The 15,941-nt window shown below is 54.9% G+C and carries 17 protein-coding genes; 15 read left to right on the forward strand and 2 right to left on the reverse strand.

From position 1 onward, the window contains the following. Nucleotides 1-185 precede the first annotated feature (185 nt). From ccmA to mlaA, 10 genes are read left to right on the forward strand one after another with little or no spacing between them, the layout of a single operon-like run. Nucleotides 186-800, forward strand: a complete 615-nt coding sequence (ccmA, locus tag CRO19_RS15055) for a cytochrome c biogenesis heme-transporting ATPase CcmA (RefSeq protein WP_097096542.1) — start codon at nt 186-188, stop codon at nt 798-800. Beyond that, nucleotides 800-1,459: a heme exporter protein CcmB gene (ccmB, locus tag CRO19_RS15060; RefSeq protein ID WP_097096543.1), complete on the forward strand. Its 660-nt coding sequence runs from the start codon at nt 800-802 to the stop codon at nt 1,457-1,459. The genes ccmA and ccmB overlap by 1 nt, the downstream gene beginning before the upstream one ends. Before the next feature lie 57 nt (nt 1,460-1,516). Further along, nucleotides 1,517-2,257 (forward strand): heme ABC transporter permease, encoded by a 741-nt coding sequence (locus CRO19_RS15065; protein WP_097096544.1) that lies wholly within the window; start codon nt 1,517-1,519, stop codon nt 2,255-2,257. Continuing rightward, nucleotides 2,254-2,484 carry a heme exporter protein CcmD gene (gene ccmD / locus CRO19_RS15070; RefSeq protein WP_097096545.1) on the forward strand — a complete coding sequence of 77 codons (231 nt, stop codon included), beginning with the start codon at nt 2,254-2,256 and terminating at the stop codon, nt 2,482-2,484. The genes CRO19_RS15065 and ccmD overlap by 4 nt, the downstream gene beginning before the upstream one ends. Further along, complete coding sequence (gene ccmE / locus CRO19_RS15075) at nt 2,481-2,966, forward strand: cytochrome c maturation protein CcmE (RefSeq protein WP_097096546.1); 486 nt, start codon at nt 2,481-2,483, stop codon at nt 2,964-2,966. Before ccmD ends, ccmE begins: the two co-directional genes overlap by 4 nt. Next, a complete protein-coding gene (locus CRO19_RS15080) occupies nt 2,963-4,921 on the forward strand; it encodes a heme lyase CcmF/NrfE family subunit (RefSeq protein ID WP_097096547.1) in 1,959 nt (652 codons plus the stop codon). The genes ccmE and CRO19_RS15080 overlap by 4 nt, the downstream gene beginning before the upstream one ends. Further along, nucleotides 4,918-5,475, forward strand: a complete 558-nt coding sequence (locus CRO19_RS15085) for a DsbE family thiol:disulfide interchange protein (RefSeq protein WP_097096548.1) — start codon at nt 4,918-4,920, stop codon at nt 5,473-5,475. The genes CRO19_RS15080 and CRO19_RS15085 overlap by 4 nt, the downstream gene beginning before the upstream one ends. After that, nucleotides 5,472-5,927 (forward strand): cytochrome c-type biogenesis protein, encoded by a 456-nt coding sequence (locus CRO19_RS15090; RefSeq protein ID WP_097096549.1) that lies wholly within the window; start codon nt 5,472-5,474, stop codon nt 5,925-5,927. Before CRO19_RS15085 ends, CRO19_RS15090 begins: the two co-directional genes overlap by 4 nt. Continuing rightward, nucleotides 5,927-7,138 carry a c-type cytochrome biogenesis protein CcmI gene (gene ccmI, locus CRO19_RS15095; protein WP_097096550.1) on the forward strand — a complete coding sequence of 404 codons (1,212 nt, stop codon included), beginning with the start codon at nt 5,927-5,929 and terminating at the stop codon, nt 7,136-7,138. The genes CRO19_RS15090 and ccmI overlap by 1 nt, the downstream gene beginning before the upstream one ends. Nucleotides 7,139-7,173: 35 nt before the next feature. Further along, complete coding sequence (gene mlaA / locus CRO19_RS15100) at nt 7,174-7,941, forward strand: phospholipid-binding lipoprotein MlaA (RefSeq protein ID WP_097096551.1); 768 nt, start codon at nt 7,174-7,176, stop codon at nt 7,939-7,941. Between the two features lie 46 nt (nt 7,942-7,987). On the opposite strand, the gene fadL is transcribed toward mlaA, so the two are convergent. Next, nucleotides 7,988-9,274, reverse strand: coding sequence for a long-chain fatty acid transporter FadL (gene fadL, locus CRO19_RS15105; protein WP_097096552.1), 1,287 nt, complete (start codon nt 9,272-9,274; stop codon nt 7,988-7,990). A 358-nt stretch (nt 9,275-9,632) separates the two neighbouring features. On the opposite strand from fadL, the gene CRO19_RS15110 reads away from it, so the two are divergent. The 4 genes from CRO19_RS15110 (at nt 9,633) to sixA (ending at nt 14,214) form a co-directional block, all read left to right on the forward strand. Next, on the forward strand, nt 9,633-9,929 hold the full coding sequence (locus tag CRO19_RS15110; RefSeq protein WP_097096553.1) for a YfcZ/YiiS family protein: 297 nt from the start codon (nt 9,633-9,635) through the stop codon (nt 9,927-9,929). Nucleotides 9,930-10,096: 167 nt separating this feature from the next. Continuing rightward, a complete protein-coding gene (gene fadI, locus CRO19_RS15115) occupies nt 10,097-11,407 on the forward strand; it encodes an acetyl-CoA C-acyltransferase FadI (RefSeq protein WP_097096554.1) in 1,311 nt (436 codons plus the stop codon). Then, entirely contained in the window at nt 11,407-13,536 is a 2,130-nt protein-coding gene (gene fadJ / locus CRO19_RS15120) for a fatty acid oxidation complex subunit alpha FadJ (protein WP_097096555.1), read from the forward strand. The genes fadI and fadJ overlap by 1 nt, the downstream gene beginning before the upstream one ends. A gap of 195 nt (nt 13,537-13,731) precedes the next feature. After that, the gene (sixA, locus tag CRO19_RS15125; RefSeq protein WP_097097672.1) at nt 13,732-14,214 is read left to right on the forward strand and encodes a phosphohistidine phosphatase SixA; all 483 of its coding nucleotides are present in this window, start codon (nt 13,732-13,734) and stop codon (nt 14,212-14,214) included. Between the two features lie 46 nt (nt 14,215-14,260). On the opposite strand, the gene smrB is transcribed toward sixA, so the two are convergent. Continuing rightward, the gene (smrB, locus tag CRO19_RS15130; RefSeq protein ID WP_097096556.1) at nt 14,261-14,809 is read right to left on the reverse strand and encodes an endonuclease SmrB; all 549 of its coding nucleotides are present in this window, start codon (nt 14,807-14,809) and stop codon (nt 14,261-14,263) included. Nucleotides 14,810-14,968: 159 nt separating this feature from the next. Between smrB and prmB the strand changes: the two genes are divergently transcribed. Continuing rightward, entirely contained in the window at nt 14,969-15,901 is a 933-nt protein-coding gene (gene prmB / locus CRO19_RS15135) for a 50S ribosomal protein L3 N(5)-glutamine methyltransferase (protein WP_097096557.1), read from the forward strand. Nucleotides 15,902-15,941: the final 40 nt, after the last annotated feature.

Genomic DNA, 15,941 nt, shown 5'->3' on the forward strand with positions numbered 1-15,941 from the left:
TTTGTTACGAAGATTCAAAATAAGAGTAACGAAGTTTTAACTGAGATGGATTTTTGAGCGATTCATTGATCTGATGCGCATGAATACCTCATTTGGGGTAAGGGGTGACGGGCTCACAGGCTTCGGCCCACAGATTCATTGTGGTATTATCCCCGCCTCATTCATTGCCGTGATTCTCCCTTCTTATGCTCGAAGTCATTAATCTCTCATGCGTTCGTGATGAGCGAACCTTGTTTCACGGATTGAGCTTCCGGGTGCAACCGCGCGACATTGTGCAAATCGAAGGGCCGAACGGGGCTGGCAAAACGTCACTGCTGCGCTTGCTGGCCGGATTAAGCCGCGCGGAAGAAGGTGAAGTACTGTGGCAAACACAGCCAATCCGTCAGCAGCGCGAAATATGGCAACAAAACCTGCTGTATCTCGGCCATCATCCTGGCGTGAAATCGGTACTTTCTCCATTAGAGAATCTGCATTTCTGGCACGGTAGCAGCAATGAAAACGCGATCTTTGATGCCCTTGAACAGGTTGATTTACTGGGGTTTGAAGAGGTGCCGGTAGCGCAACTCTCCGCAGGGCAGCAGCGACGCGTGGCACTGGCCCGACTGTGGCTCAGCCCGGCATCGGTGTGGATCCTCGACGAACCGCTTACCGCCATTGATAAAGGTGGCGTGGAAAAATTAATGGCGCGTTTCGCTGCTCATGCCGATAACGGTGGTGCGGTGATTCTCACCACGCATCAGGATCTCCCCGGTAATCGGGATCGCGTGCGTAAAATTCGCCTTACTTCGGAGTGGGCTTGATGTTAGGCCGGGTCATTCAGCGCGAATTAAAAATCGCCTTCCGCAGCGGCGCTGAGGTAATTAATCCGCTGTGGTTTTTCCTGATTGTTATCACGCTGTTTCCATTAGGTATTGGACCAGAGCCGCAACAGCTGGCGCGTATTGCGCCGGGCGTAGCATGGGTTGCTGCCTTACTGGCCTCGCTGCTGGCGCTTGAGCGGCTGTTCCGCGATGATTTTCTTGATGGTTCGCTTGAGCAATTACTCCTGCTGCCAACGCCGCTGCCGCTTACTGTGCTGGGCAAAGTGATTGCTCACTGGTTAATTACCGGCCTGCCTTTAATTTTATTATCGCCGCTGGCCGCCTTATTACTCTCGCTGGATTTCTCTGGCTGGCGCGCGATGGCGCTGACGCTGTTACTTGGCACCCCAACGCTGAGCTTTCTGGGTGCGATTGGCACCGGATTGACGGTCGGACTACGACGCGGTGGGGTGTTACTCAGTCTGCTGGTGTTGCCGTTATCGATACCGGTTTTGATTTTTGCCAGCGCAGCGATTGATGCGGCCAGCATGGGATTACCGATCGGGGGTTATCTGGCGATTCTGGGCGCAATGCTGGCCGTGAGCGCAACCTTGTCGCCGTTTGCGACGGCTGCGGCCTTGCGTATTAGTCTGCATTAATTCGTGTCGCCCCAGAGCGGCCGAAATCTGAATTCTTTTTATTGTGAGCAATGCAAAATGTGGAAATGGTTACACCAGTGGGCAAAGCCTGAGCGGCTTTACCAGCTATGCGGTCGCTTGATTCCCTGGTTCGCGGTGCTGGGTGTTGGCACGCTGTTACTCGGTTGGATATGGGGCTTCGGCTTTGCTCCGGCGGATTATCAGCAGGGCAACAGCTTCCGAATTATGTACATTCACGTGCCGGCTGCGATGTGGTCAATGGGCGTATATGCGTCAATGGCGATCGCGGCCTTTATCGGCCTGGTGTGGCAGATGAAGATGGCTGATCTGGTCTCGGCCGCGATGGCGCCGATCGGCGCGGTATTTACCTTTATCGCGTTGGTCACCGGTTCCGCCTGGGGCAAACCGATGTGGGGTACCTGGTGGATCTGGGATGCACGCCTGACATCTGAGCTGGTATTGCTGTTCCTTTATATGGGTGTCATCGCGCTCTACCACTCGTTTGACGACCGCCGCACTGCCGGTCGTGCCGCAGGGATTTTAATTCTGGTTGGGGTGGTCAATCTGCCGATCATTCACTTCTCGGTTCAGTGGTGGAACACCCTGCATCAGGGCTCATCGGGCATTCTCCAGCAGGCCATCGATCCCAGTATGCGTACGCCGCTGCGCTGGTCGATTCTCGGTTACTTGCTGGTGTTCGGTGCCTTAACGCTGATGCGCCTGCGTAATCTGATCCTCTTTACCGAGCGCCATCGTCCGTGGGCGATTGATGTTGCGCAGGGAGGGGGCAAATCATGACGCCAGCCTTCACATCACTCAGTGATTTCTTCGCCATGGGCGGCTATGCGTTTTACGTCTGGCTGGCCGTCATTCTCACGTTGATTCCACTCTTCGGCCTGGTGCTGCACACCGTGCTCTTTCGCCGCCGAATGCTGGCAGAAATTCGCCAGCGTCAATCCAGGGAGCGCCGCATTCGCGCCGCCAAATCGAAAAAAACGGCCAATGAAGCAGGAGAATCCGTTTGAATATCCGTCGTCGTAATCGCCTGTATGTGGCGATAGCGGTGTTGATCGGGCTGGGCCTGGCAACGTCGCTGGTAATGTACGCGCTGCGTTCCAACATCGACCTGTTTTATACCCCGAGCGAAATTCTCTACGGCAAGGGCGAAGATCATCAGAAGCCCGAGCCGGGCCAGCGCCTGCGCATTGGTGGCATGGTGATGCCAGGTAGCGTTAAGCGCGATGCGAAAACCCTCGCCGTCTCATTCAAACTGTATGACGCCAACGGCGTGGTGAATGTCAGTTACGAAGGCATCTTGCCGGACCTGTTCCGCGAAGGGCAGGGCGTGGTCGCGCAGGGGGTACTGGAAGAGGGCAACCTGGTGAATGCCAAAGAAGTGCTGGCGAAGCATGATGAAAAATATACGCCACCTGAAATTGAAGATGCGATGAAGAAGAATCACACCGGACCCGCGTCCGCTTATCAACAGGCGGGAGCGCAATCATGATGCCGGAAATCGGTAGCTTCTTGCTGTGTCTGGCGCTCGGCCTGGCGCTACTGCTGAGTGTTTATCCGCTCTGGGGCGCGGCGCGTCAGGATGCACGTTTAATGGCGATGGCTCGCCCGCTGACGTGGGGTTTGTTTATCTGTGTCGCGGCTTCATTCCTGGTGCTCGTGCACGCCTTTGTGGTGAATGATTTTACCGTGGGCTATGTCGCCACCAACTCCAATACTCTGCTGCCGGTTTACTATCGTATCGCAGCAACCTGGGGGGCGCATGAAGGTTCTCTGTTGTTGTGGGTATTGTTGCTAAGCACCTGGACTTTAGCGGTGGCGATTTTCAGCCGCGGTATGCCGCAGGATGCGCTGGCGCGCGTGCTGGCGGTAATGGGCATGATTAATCTGGGCTTCCTGCTGTTTATCATCCTTACCTCGAATCCGTTTACGCGCACCTTGCCGAACTTCCCGATCGATGGACGCGATCTCAATCCGATGTTGCAGGATATCGGGCTGATCTTCCATCCGCCCCTGTTGTATATGGGGTATGTTGGTTTCTCAGTCGCGTTCGCTTTCGCCATTGCTTCACTGATGGCGGGGCGCCTGGATACCGCATGGGCGCGCTGGTCACGTCCGTGGACCACTGCCGCATGGGTGTTTTTAACCATTGGTATCGTGCTCGGTTCTGCCTGGGCCTATTACGAGCTTGGCTGGGGCGGCTGGTGGTTCTGGGATCCGGTAGAAAACGCCTCCTTTATGCCGTGGCTGGCCGGCACGGCGCTGATGCATTCACTGGCCGTCACCGAAAAGCGCGGTAGCTTTAAGTCGTGGACGGTGTTACTGGCGATTACTGCGTTCTCTTTAAGCCTGCTTGGCACCTTCCTTGTGCGTTCCGGCGTGCTGGTTTCAGTGCACTCATTCGCCTCTGACCCGGCGCGCGGCATGTTTATCCTCGCGTTCCTGGTGATTGTGATTGGCAGCTCGCTGCTACTATATGCGTTAAAAGGTGGCCAGGTGCGCAGCCGCGTGCAGAGTGAAGCCTGGTCGCGCGAATCCTTCCTGTTAGGCAACAACGTGCTACTGATCGCGGCGATGCTGGTGGTCCTGCTGGGTACACTTCTGCCGCTGGTGCATAAACAGTTAGGCTTGGGCAGTATCTCCGTTGGCGAACCTTTTTTTAATACCATGTTCACCTGGCTGATGGCGCCGTTTGCGCTGATGCTGGGCATTGGCCCACTGGTACGCTGGCGTCGCGATCAGCCGCAGAAGTTGTGGAAACGTCTTGGCGTTGGTCTGCTGGTAACGCTGATTTTGTCTATCGCACTGCCGTGGCTGTTGCAGGATCGCATCGAAGCGATGACGGTCATCGGCCTGCTGATGTCGATCTGGGTGATCATGCTGACGCTGATGGAGCTGCACGAGCGCGCAACGCATCGCCACTCCTTCTTCAAAGGATTGCGTCATCTCTCGCGCAGCCATTGGGGCATGGTGCTGGGCCATCTTGGCGTGGCGGTCACGGTGGTGGGCATCGCTTTTAGCACCCAATACAGCGTTGAGCGTGATGTGCGTATGAAAGCCGGCGATAGTGTCGACATCCACAACTATCACTTTACTTTCCACGGTGTGCGCAACCTGCAGGGCCCGAACTACAGCGGTGGCGAAGCCATCATTGAAGTGACGCGCAACGGCAAGCCGGAAGCGGTGATGCAAGCGGAAAAACGCTTTTACGCGGCGGCGCGCACCATGATGACCGAAGCGGCCATCAGCGGCGGTTTCACGCGCGATCTTTATGCGGCGCTCGGTGAAGAGCTGGATGACGGTTCATGGGCAGTACGTATCTACTACAAGCCTTTTGTTCGCTGGATCTGGTACGGCGGCGTGTTTATGGCGGTGGGCGGCCTGTTCTGCCTGTTCGATCCCCGTTATCGCTCGCGTAAAAAAGCAGAGCGCGAGGAGCTGGCATGAACAAAAAAATCCTTTTTATCCCGCTAGTCCTATTTTTACTGCTGGCGGCGGCACTGCTCTGGCAGCTGTCGCGCAACGCTAATGGCGATGATCCTACGCGCCTCGAATCGGCGCTGATCGGCAAACCTGTGCCGGTGTTTAAACTCGAAGCGCTCGATAAGCCAGGTAAAATCTATGACCAGCATGTGCTGACCGATGGTAAGCCGATTCTGCTAAATGTCTGGGCGACCTGGTGCCCAACCTGCCGCGCGGAGCATCAATACCTCAATACGCTGGCGGAAAAAGGCATCCGTGTGGTTGGCCTGAACTATAAAGACGATCGCAGCAAAGCGGTGACCTGGTTGAACACCTTGGGTAATCCTTATGCACTGAGTCTCTATGATGGCGACGGCATGCTCGGCTTGGATCTGGGCGTTTACGGCGCGCCGGAAACTTTCCTGATCGACGGCAAAGGTATTATTCGCTATCGCCACGCGGGCGACATGAACGATCGCGTTTGGCTCGAAGAAGTGAAACCGCTATGGGACAAATATAACCAGGAGGCGGGCGCATGAAACGACTGCTTCTTTTAGTGGCGGGCATTGTTCTCAGTACCAGCCTGTGGGCGGCAATCGATACTTATCAGTTCGATTCGGTACAGCAGGAAGAGCAATACCGCGAACTCACCGCCTCGTTGCGTTGCCCGAAATGCCAGAACAACAGCATTGCCGACTCTAACGCGATGATCGCCGCAGATATGCGCCTCAAGGTCTACGAGCTGATGAAGCAGGGCGAAAATCGTCAGCAGATCATTGATTACATGGTGGCGCGCTATGGCAACTTCGTGACCTACGAACCGCCAGTTACGCCCTCCACCTTGATTTTATGGGTGGGGCCGGCGCTGTTCGTGGTATTAGGGGGCGCAATTATTATTCTGCGTAATCGCCGCGGCAAAACGCGTAGCGAGCTGGACGACGATGAACAACAGCGCCTTGCGGCGTTACTCAAGCGTGACGGGAAGCCGTAATGACTGGATTCTGGATTACCCTGATTATTTTGTTGCTGGCAGCAATCGCACTGTTTCTGTATGCAGGCTGGCGTCAACGTGAAGTCAGCACGGGCGACCGCGATCGCCTCAATACCGACTTCTATCAACAGCGTCTGCGCGAGCTGGAGCGGGATGAAGAAGAGGGCGTTGTGGCTGAGCGACCGGAAATGGTACGCGAGCTACAACAAACGCTATTAACTGATATTCCACAGCAGGATGCTGCTCATATTCACCACAGCAGCCGCTGGGTATTGCTGCCGGGCGTCATTATGCTGCTGGTGGTGTCACTTGGTATGTATCTGAAAACCGGCGGCCTGGCCCAACAGACGGCCTTTGTCAGCGTGCAGCAGGCGTATCCCGTGTTGCGTGCTCGCGTGATGGATCCCAATGCGCAGCCGCTGACGATGGAAGAGTTGGCCCGCTTACAGCTAGGCTTGCGTAATGCACTGCAAAGTGATGCCAACAACCTTAACGATTGGGCGATGTTAGGGCGACTGGGCATGGTACTGAATAACGCGACCGATGCGGGCCAGGCGTTTGAGCATGCGTTGCAGCTGGCACCTGACAATCTCGAGCTGCAGCAGGATTACGCTGAAGTGCTCACGCGATCCAGCGATCCGCAGGATAATCGTCAGGCCAGTCTGATGCTCAAAGAGCTACTCAAGCGCGATCACAGCGATGTGCGTACCTTGAGCCTGCTGGCGTTTAACGCCTTTGAGCAGCAGCAGTATAACGAGGCGATTGGTGCCTGGCAGGTGATGTTGAAACTGTTACCGCCAGGCGATCGTCGCATCACCATGATCGAACGCAGCATTGAACAAGCGAAAACCGATGCAGGACAGCAAAATAGCAGCCTGGCATTAACGGTGAGTTTGACGCCGCAGGCAGAAAAAATGTTACCGCAAGGCGGAGTGATGTATATTTCTGTGTCTGACGGTGTTTCACCGGTGCCTGTGGCTGTGAAGCGGTTACCGCTGAGCCACTTCCCGTTATCGCTTACGCTTGATGACAGCAATGCCATGATGCCCGATCGCCTACTTTCGGCGCAGCATCAGGTGCAGGTCAGGGTGCGCATTTCGCGCGACGGCAGTGCTAATCCACAGTCTGGTGACTGGTTTGGGTTAAGCGCGGTCACACCCTGGGATGGTCATCAGCAACTGGCTGTGGAAATTAATCAACAGCAGCCCTGAAGCGATACCTTACTGATCCGCACAGGGAGAGAAGAATGAATAACCGCCTGACCGGTTTGGCGTTGGCCAGTTTACTGCTGGTGGGTTGTGCCAGCTCAAAACCGGCCGACACGACGGAACCTGCACAACGCAGCGATCCGTTGGAAGGCTTTAACCGCACGATGTTTAACTTCAACTACAACGTGCTGGATCCTTATGTTTTGCGTCCGGTTGCGGTGGCCTGGCGTGATTACGTGCCGGTACCGGCACGCAGCGGTATAAGTAATGTCCTCGGTAACCTCGAGGAGCCTGCCAGCATGGTCAACGCCATTTTGGTCGGGGAACCGCGTCAGGCGGGCATTCACTTTACCCGCTTCTTCCTTAACACCGTGTTAGGGCTGGGTGGATTTATTGACGTGGCAGGTAAAGCCAACCCAGAGCTGGCACGTGAAGTGCCGCATCGCTTTGGTAGCACCTTAGGACGCTACGGTGTGGGTTACGGCCCGTACGTTGAATTGCCGGCCTATGGCAGCTTCACTGTTCGTGAAGATGGTGGTGACTTCGTCGATACGCTCTATCCCGTGTTGAGCTGGCTGAGCTGGCCGCTCTCCGTCGGGAAATGGACGCTTGAAGGTATTGAAACGCGTGCGCAGCTGTTGGATTCTGATGCGATATTGCGTCAGCAACAAGATCCTTACGCCTTCATCCGCAATGCTTACTTCCAGCGCCATGACTTTATTGCCAACGGCGGTAAGCTGAAGCCAGAAGAAAATCCGAACGCCAGCGCGATTCAGGACGATCTTAAAGACATCGACTCCCAATAAATAAAAAGGCGACTCAATGAGTCGCCTTTTCATATCTCTTGAGACATCAGAACTTATAGTTAAAGCTCGCGCCGTAAAGCCAGGCTTTACCTTCAGAGTTAAAGGTGTAAGGGCCTTCCTCTACGGTGACTTTCTGTCCGTGCATGTAGGAAACGCCTACATCGACTGACGCATCTTCATTGAACGCGTAAGAGGCACCGGCGCTCAGCCACAGACGATCCTGATCGGGGATGGAGATGGAACGCTTGTCGGCAGGAACCGGGCTGTCATCAAAGGCGATACCGGTACGGAAGGTCCAGTTATCGTCATAGAAGTAAGTGGTACCCAACGCAATTCGATAGGCATCGTGGAAGCCTTCATCCTTATAGAACAGCGTCTGGCCATTGCTGCCGGTGGCTTTCAGCTCCTGGAACTGACTCCAGCTGGTGTATGCCAGGCTATAATGCACAGCCCACTGCGGCGCAACTTTATGCCAACCGGAGACTTCCCACATCTCTGGCAGATTCAAGGTCAAGGCACCCGGGATAGTGGTACCGTTTGTACCATACGGCAGACCTAAAGCCAGCGCCTGTGGCGTGCCATTGTAGGCGGAAGGGATGTTGCTCTTATAGTCACCGTCAAAGTCGACTTTTACTTCTGAGCGATAGGTAAAGCCAAAGCGGTTATTTTTATCCACTTCGTACAGAATACCGGCGTTCCAGCCGTAGCCCCATTCATCACCTTTTAAATGCGCAACCTGAGTATCCGCTGGCAGTCCTGCCAATGCACCGGCTTCACCGGCATAACGCTCAATTTTTGCTTTGGCATATACCGCATCAAAACCGACACCAAAGCTAAAGTGTTCATTCAGTCGATAAGCGGTGCTGATATTAAAGTTGCCGGTCATCAAGTCGGTTTTACCGCCGTAGCCGCCCGCGGTATAACCATCGTTAAATTCAGTTGCCAGGCCATAATTAGAGGTTGCAGAGGCGCCAATCCACCATTGATCGTTAATCGGGTGCACGTAGTGAATATTCGGGATCCACTGGTTTGGCGCAATATTCTTCGCATCAAGGCTGCGACCAGACAACGGACTTTGACCGCTAATATCGACTTCGGGATCAATATAAACCGCGCCGATGGAGAAAGAGGGACGATCCATCAGCGCCATGGTGGCTGGGTTTCGGCTGGCAGATGCGGCGGTATCGCCCATTGCGCCTTCACCTGAATAAGCACGACCTAAACCAATTGCTGAAAATTCATTAAGCTGAAAGCCTGCGGCGTAAACATGGGAACAGACGAGCGTTACTGCAGCTGCCACAGCTGACTTTGCAAACAGGTTTTTATGGTTCATGACCACAACCTCATCTAAATTTATTATTAAACGTTGTTACGTCGCGTAACAAAGAGCGGCGAATTGTAGGGACTGACGGCAAAACGACATATCAGACCAGTGCGACGAGTATAGGTCCGACCTGTGTATTTGTTGCAATATTGTTTTTTAAATATTTCTGATTTGATCGATAAAATCAGATCTGCTTAACAAAAACTTAGCGGTTCAACCTCAGCATAACGGTCAATTTTGTTTTGGATCAATTTTTAGTGTGATATTCGTCACTTAGCGACTTGATGATAGATGTGAAAAGGCTGTAGGCGTAGACTTTGCTGCAGAAAATGATCCGATTGTGTTGATTTATCGTCAGGAGAGAATAATGACTGCTGCCATTAATAAATGTAGTGCTAACGAAACGGCTGCCTGCTGCTGTGTAGATGTTGGCACCGTGATGGATAATACCGATTGCACCGCAAGTTGGTCTGGTGTGTTTGCCGATCGTCATGCAGCTGATGCGATGCTCACGCATTTGACTGAAAAAGCGCGTCAGGTGGAATCCGATCCCTGCGATATTCGTGCTGAGTTTACGGAAGAGGGTGACGCGGTGCGTTTGAGCGTCGACTTCACTTTTGCCTGCCAGGCGGAAACCCTGATCTTCCAGCTCGGCTTACGCTAATCCCGTCGCTGCCGGAATCCCCTTCGGCAGCCTTAACTCATTTTCGTGTATTCCCTCGCACTTTTTCCCTCTAGTTATTGGCGACTTAGCAACACTTAGTTAACACTGATGATCAGGTCAGACCTGTTTGGCAATGATGCCCTGGTCGAAAATTACAGGTGATTGCAATGAGCAAAGCGCAGCCGCTGCTGACGCGTCAGGGCGAACGTATCGCCATAACCCACGGATTACGTACCCCTTTTGCCCGTCAGGCGACGGATTTCCATGGCATTCCTGCGCTTGAATTAGGGCGCATGGTGGTGAGTGAACTGATGGCGCGCAGCGAGTTACCGGTGGAAATCATCGACCAGCTGGTGTTTGGCCAGGTGGTGCAGATGCCGGAAGCGCCGAACATTGCGCGTGAAATTGTCCTGAGCAGCGGATTGGGCGTGCACACCGATGCTTACAGCGTGAGCCGTGCCTGCGCCACCAGTTTTCAGGCGGTGGCTAACGTGGCGGAAAGCTTGATGGCTGGCACAATCGATGCGGGCATTGCCGGAGGTGCCGACTCTTCCTCGGTGCTGCCGATTGGCGTGAGTAAAACCCTGGCGCGCGCGTTAGTCGATCTCAACAAAGCGCGCAGTTTCAGCCAGAAGCTCACTATCTTGCGCCGCTTACGTCCACGCGATCTCTTGCCGGTACCACCGGCAGTGGCGGAGTACTCTACCGGGCTGCGTATGGGCGATACTGCCGAACAGATGGCGAAATCGCACGGCATCACGCGTGAGCAGCAGGATGCGTTAGCGCTGCGTTCGCATCAGCACGCGGCACGCGCCTGGCAATCGGGCGTGTTAACGCAGGAAGTCATGCCCGCCTTTGTACCGCCGTGGAAAGCCCCGATCGAGCAGGACAATAATATTCGTTTTAACGCGAGCGCAGCGGATTACGCCAAACTGCGCCCGGCATTTGATCGCCGCCACGGCTCGGTGACGGCCGCCAACAGCACGCCGTTAACCGATGGCGCGGCGGCGGTGATTCTCATGCGTGAAGGTCGCGCGCGTGAATTGGGCATTACACCGCTCGGCTATCTGCGCAGCTATGCCTTTACCGCTATTGATGTCTGGCAGGATATGCTGCTCGGCCCGGCATATGCTTCGCCGCTGGTGCTGGATCGCGCCGGCATCACGCTAAACGACCTCACGCTAATTGATATGCATGAAGCCTTTGCGGCGCAAACCCTGGCGAACCTGAAAATGTTCCGTGACGAACGCTTTGCGCGTGAGGTGCTGAATCGTCCTCACGCATTAGGCGAGGTGAATGAGGAGCGGTTTAACGTACTCGGCGGCTCAATTGCTTATGGTCATCCGTTTGCCGCTACCGGTGCGCGTATGATCACGCAAACGCTGCAGGAACTGCGGCGGCGCGGTGGCGGGTTAGGTTTAGTCACCGCCTGTGCGGCGGGTGGGTTGGGCACCGCAATGGTTCTGGAGGCTGAATAATGAGCGAATCTGCCTTTCATTTACAGATGCGTCTCGACCATGTTGGTGTGATTACCATCGACGTGCCAGGCGAGAAGATGAACACGCTGAAAGCGGAATTTGTACCGCAAATTAAAGCGGTGCTGGATGAAGCGCGTAGCCACAAACAGCTGGCGGGGTTGGTGTTGATTTCCGGAAAGCGCGACAACTTTGTTGCCGGTGCGGATATCAGCATGATCGCCCAATGCCAAACCGCTGAAGAAGCTGAAGCGCTGGCAAAGCAGGGCCAGGATGTGATGGCGATGATTGCCGCGCTACCGTTTCCGGTGGTGGCGGCGATCCACGGCGCCTGTCTGGGCGGTGGATTAGAGCTGGCGCTGGCCTGCGATGCACGCATCTGTACACTTGATGATAAAACGCGCCTCGGCCTGCCGGAAGTGCAGCTTGGATTATTGCCCGGTTCTGGTGGAACGCAGCGTCTGCCCCGACTGATTGGCGTACAGCAGGCGCTGCCGCTGATCCTTACCGGCAAGCAACTGCGCGCCAGGCAGGCGCTCAAACTCGGTATTGTTGATGATGCCGTGCCACAGTCAATTCTGCTGGAAACGGCAATTGCGCGTGTACATAAAGGAAAAGGCGCGCGCAGAGCATTATCGCGTCGCGATCGGTTGCTGCAAGGTCCGGTTGCGCGTCATATCCTCTTTGCGCTGGCGCAACGTCAGACCAACAATAAAACTCAGGGCAACTATCCTGCCGCTGACCGTATTTTACAGGTGGTGCGCATTGGCCTTGAGCAGGGCAGCAGCGCCGGGCATGAGGCAGAAGCGCGCGCCTTTGGCCAACTGGCGATGACGCCAGAATCGGCGGCGCTGCGCAGCCTGTTCTTTGCCTCAACCGCTTTAAAGAAAGAAGCGATGGCGAGTGCCGAACCACGCGAGCTAAAGCAGATTGGCGTGCTCGGCGGTGGTTTGATGGGCGGTGGCATTGCCAGCGTGACGGCGCTCAAGGCCGGTTTGCCGGTACGCATCAAAGACATCAATCTTGCGGGGGTAAACCACGCATTGCAGTACAGCTGGGAGCTGCTGAGTAAAAAGGTGAAGCGACGTCAGCTGAAGGCGGCTGAGCGTCAGCAGCAAATGGCCCGCATCAGCGGCGGTACCGATTATCAGGGCTTTAGCCAGCGCGATCTGGTGATTGAAGCGGTCTTTGAGGATCTGGCGCTGAAGCAGCAGATGGTTAGCGAAATTGAAAGCCATTGCCAGCCGCATACGATTTTTGCTTCCAACACCTCGTCGTTACCGATTGGCGATATCGCTGCCAACGCGCAGCGACCGGAGAATGTGATTGGCCTGCATTTCTTCAGCCCGGTGGACAAAATGCCGCTGGTTGAGGTGATTCCGCATGCCAATACCTCGGCCCAAACGCTGGCGACCACAGTACAGCTGGCGCGTCAGCAGGGTAAAACGGCGGTGGTGGTCGCTGACCGTCCCGGCTTTTACGTCAACCGTATTCTTGCACCCTATATAAATGAAGCGCTGCGCTGTTTGCAGGAAGGCGAACCGATCGAGCATATCGATCGTGCGCTGGTAAAATTTGGATTCCCGGTCGGGCCACTCCAGCTGCTGGATGAAGTGGGAATTGATGTTGGCAGCAAAATCAGCCCGATTCTTGAGCAGGCTTACGGGTCGCGCTTTAGTGCCCCCAAGGCCGCAAGCGCGATTCTGGCCGATGGGCGAAAAGGGCGGAAGAACAACCGGGGCTTCTATCACTATCAGCGCTCACGCTGGCCCGGTAAACGCAAAGCTGATGCAGCGATTTACGCACTTTTGCATGTCAAACCGCAGGCGAAACAGAGTGAAACGCAGATTGCGGAGCGCTGTGTGTTGATGATGCTGAACGAGGCTGCACGTTGTCTTGATGAGGCGGTGATCCGTAATGCGCGCGATGGCGATATCGCGGCCGTATTTGGTATCGGCTTTCCGCCCTTCCTGGGCGGGCCGTTCCGCTATATGGATCAGCGCGGCATTGGCGATATCGTCAAAGCATTAAGGTCGTTAATGCAGCAACATGGCGATCGTTTCACGCCGAGTGAGGCGCTGGTCGCATTGTCAGAAGAGAAAATGAATTTTTACACTTCTGCACAATCTTGAATAGGCGTACAGATTCAGCGGGTTAGTATGGTGGCCGCGCAACGGCTAGCGCGGCACCATTCTGAGATATGCTTATTTAATAAACAACCGGTTGACTATACTGAAGCCATTGGGGTAAAACACACCGTTCATTCGCAGAATGAAGCGTCTGGTGCTGTGGTACCGGGCGATATCGACAAACAACAGCGGTGCTTTATGCAAGTTTTTATCATGCGTCATGGCGATGCAGCTCTGGAAGCAGCGAGTGATTCCGTTCGTCCTCTCACCCTTTGTGGCTGTGACGAATCGCGTCAGATGGCAAGCTGGCTCAATGGCAAAACGCCAGAAATTGATCGGGTATTAGTGAGTCCTTATTTGCGCGCCGAGCAAACGCTCGCAACGGTACGCGAAACCCTGAAGTTACCGGTAGGGCAGGACGTGCTGCCAGAACTGACGCCGGGTGGCGATCCCGGCATGGTGGCCTGTTATCTGCAGGCGCTGGCGCAAAAAGGCGTTAAGTCGGCGCTGGTGATTTCTCACCTGCCGCTGGTGGGATATTTGGTCTCTGAACTTTGCCCGCAGGAAGCGCCGCCCATGTTCGCCACCTCTGCGATAGCCTGTGTAAACTTTGATGCCGATGCCAGCGAAGGCAAGCTGGAATGGCAGGTTAGCCCGTCAAAATTGGCCAAAGCCATTTAATCTCTGTGGGCCGCAATCGCGGCCCTATCCTTATCTACCGCAGCCATTACGGCAGTTCAGGCGGTTGCCACTCTTCTACTTCAATCAGCACCAGCAGCGCCGCGTCGCCGCCGAACATTTTCGGTGCCTGATGAAACGCCATCACATGCGGATGTTGCGCGAGCCACAGAGGCGTTTGCTGCTTGAGGATATGTTTGCCGTGGCCAGTCATCACGCTGGCACAGAACAGATGCTCACGACGACAGGCAGCGATTAAGGCACCAAGTTCCTGTTTGGCTTGCACCTGAGTTAGCCCGTGGAGATCGAGAAAAATCTCCGGCGTGTAATCGCCACGGCGTAATTTCTTCTGCTCGTAGTGGCTAACATCCGCACGCACATAGCGAACCGGTCCTTCACTGGAGAGCAGCGGCTGAAACTCATCAGAGAAATAATGGCTGTTATCCGCCTGTTCTGAAATCAGACGTTTCAGCGGCACTTCACGTGTTTTCACCACCGGCTTGTGCACGATGGTGTCCTGTTTCAGCTTGCGCGTTCCACTCATCAATTGGCGGAACATCTCCTGATCGTCCTGGCTTAGCGGCGTTTTCTTACTCATGGCTTTGTGATTGATTTAGAAAAGACGGGTGAACAGTCGGTGACATACCTTAACCGCAAGCGTTAACAAATGTCAGCTTTTTCACCTCGCCGCGCTGAATTCTGCCCGGCTTCGTGGCACACTATCGGCCGATTGATTTTATGGCCTGCGGAGGGCTACGTGGACAAGATATTCGTCGATGAGGCAGTGAACGAACTGCACACCATTCAGGACATGCTGCGCTGGGCAGTCAGCCGTTTTTCGGCGGCAGGAATTTGGTACGGCCACGGCACGGATAATCCCTGGGACGAAGCAGTCCAACTGGTTCTGCCAACGCTATGGTTGCCGCTGGATATTCCTGAAGATATGCGCCATGCACGTCTGACCGCCAGCGAGCGTCATCGCATCGTTGAGCGCGTTATTCGCCGCGTCAATGAACGCATTCCGGTGGCTTATCTCACCAATAAAGCCTGGTTCTGCGGCCACGAGTTCTACGTGGATGAGCGCGTGCTGGTTCCGCGTTCACCGATTGGTGAACTGATCGAAAACCGCTTTGCCGGTTTGATCGGCGATTCGCCTAATCACATTCTTGATATGTGCACCGGCAGCGGCTGCATCGCGATAGCCTGCGCCTATGCTTTCCCGGAAGCGGAAGTCGATGCGGTGGATATCTCCACTGACGCGCTGGCCGTTGCCGAGCAGAACATTGAAGAACATGGCTTGCTGAACCACGTTACGCCGATTCGCGCCGATCTGTTCCGCAACTTACCGCCGGTGAAATACGATTTGATCGTCACCAATCCGCCGTATGTGGATGCGGAGGATATGGACGATCTGCCGAATGAATATCGCCACGAGCCGGAGCTCGGCCTTGCCGCAGGTAGCGACGGCCTGAAGCTGGTACGCCGCATTCTGGCATGTGCGCCAGATTATCTCAGCGAGCAGGGCGTGCTAATTTGCGAAGTCGGCAACAGCATGGTGCACATGATCGATCAATATCCCGATGTGCCGTTTACCTGGCTGGAGTTTGATAACGGCGGTGACGGCGTATTTATGCTGACGCGTGAGCAAATCGTAGCGGCACAGCACCATTTCTCATTCTATAAAGACTAAATAAAAGGGCGAGCGCTCGCCCGCAACATCGCAACAAGGA

The sequence above is a fragment of the Candidatus Pantoea floridensis genome (genome assembly GCF_900215435.1).
Classification (GTDB): Bacteria; Pseudomonadota; Gammaproteobacteria; order Enterobacterales; family Enterobacteriaceae; genus Pantoea; species Pantoea floridensis.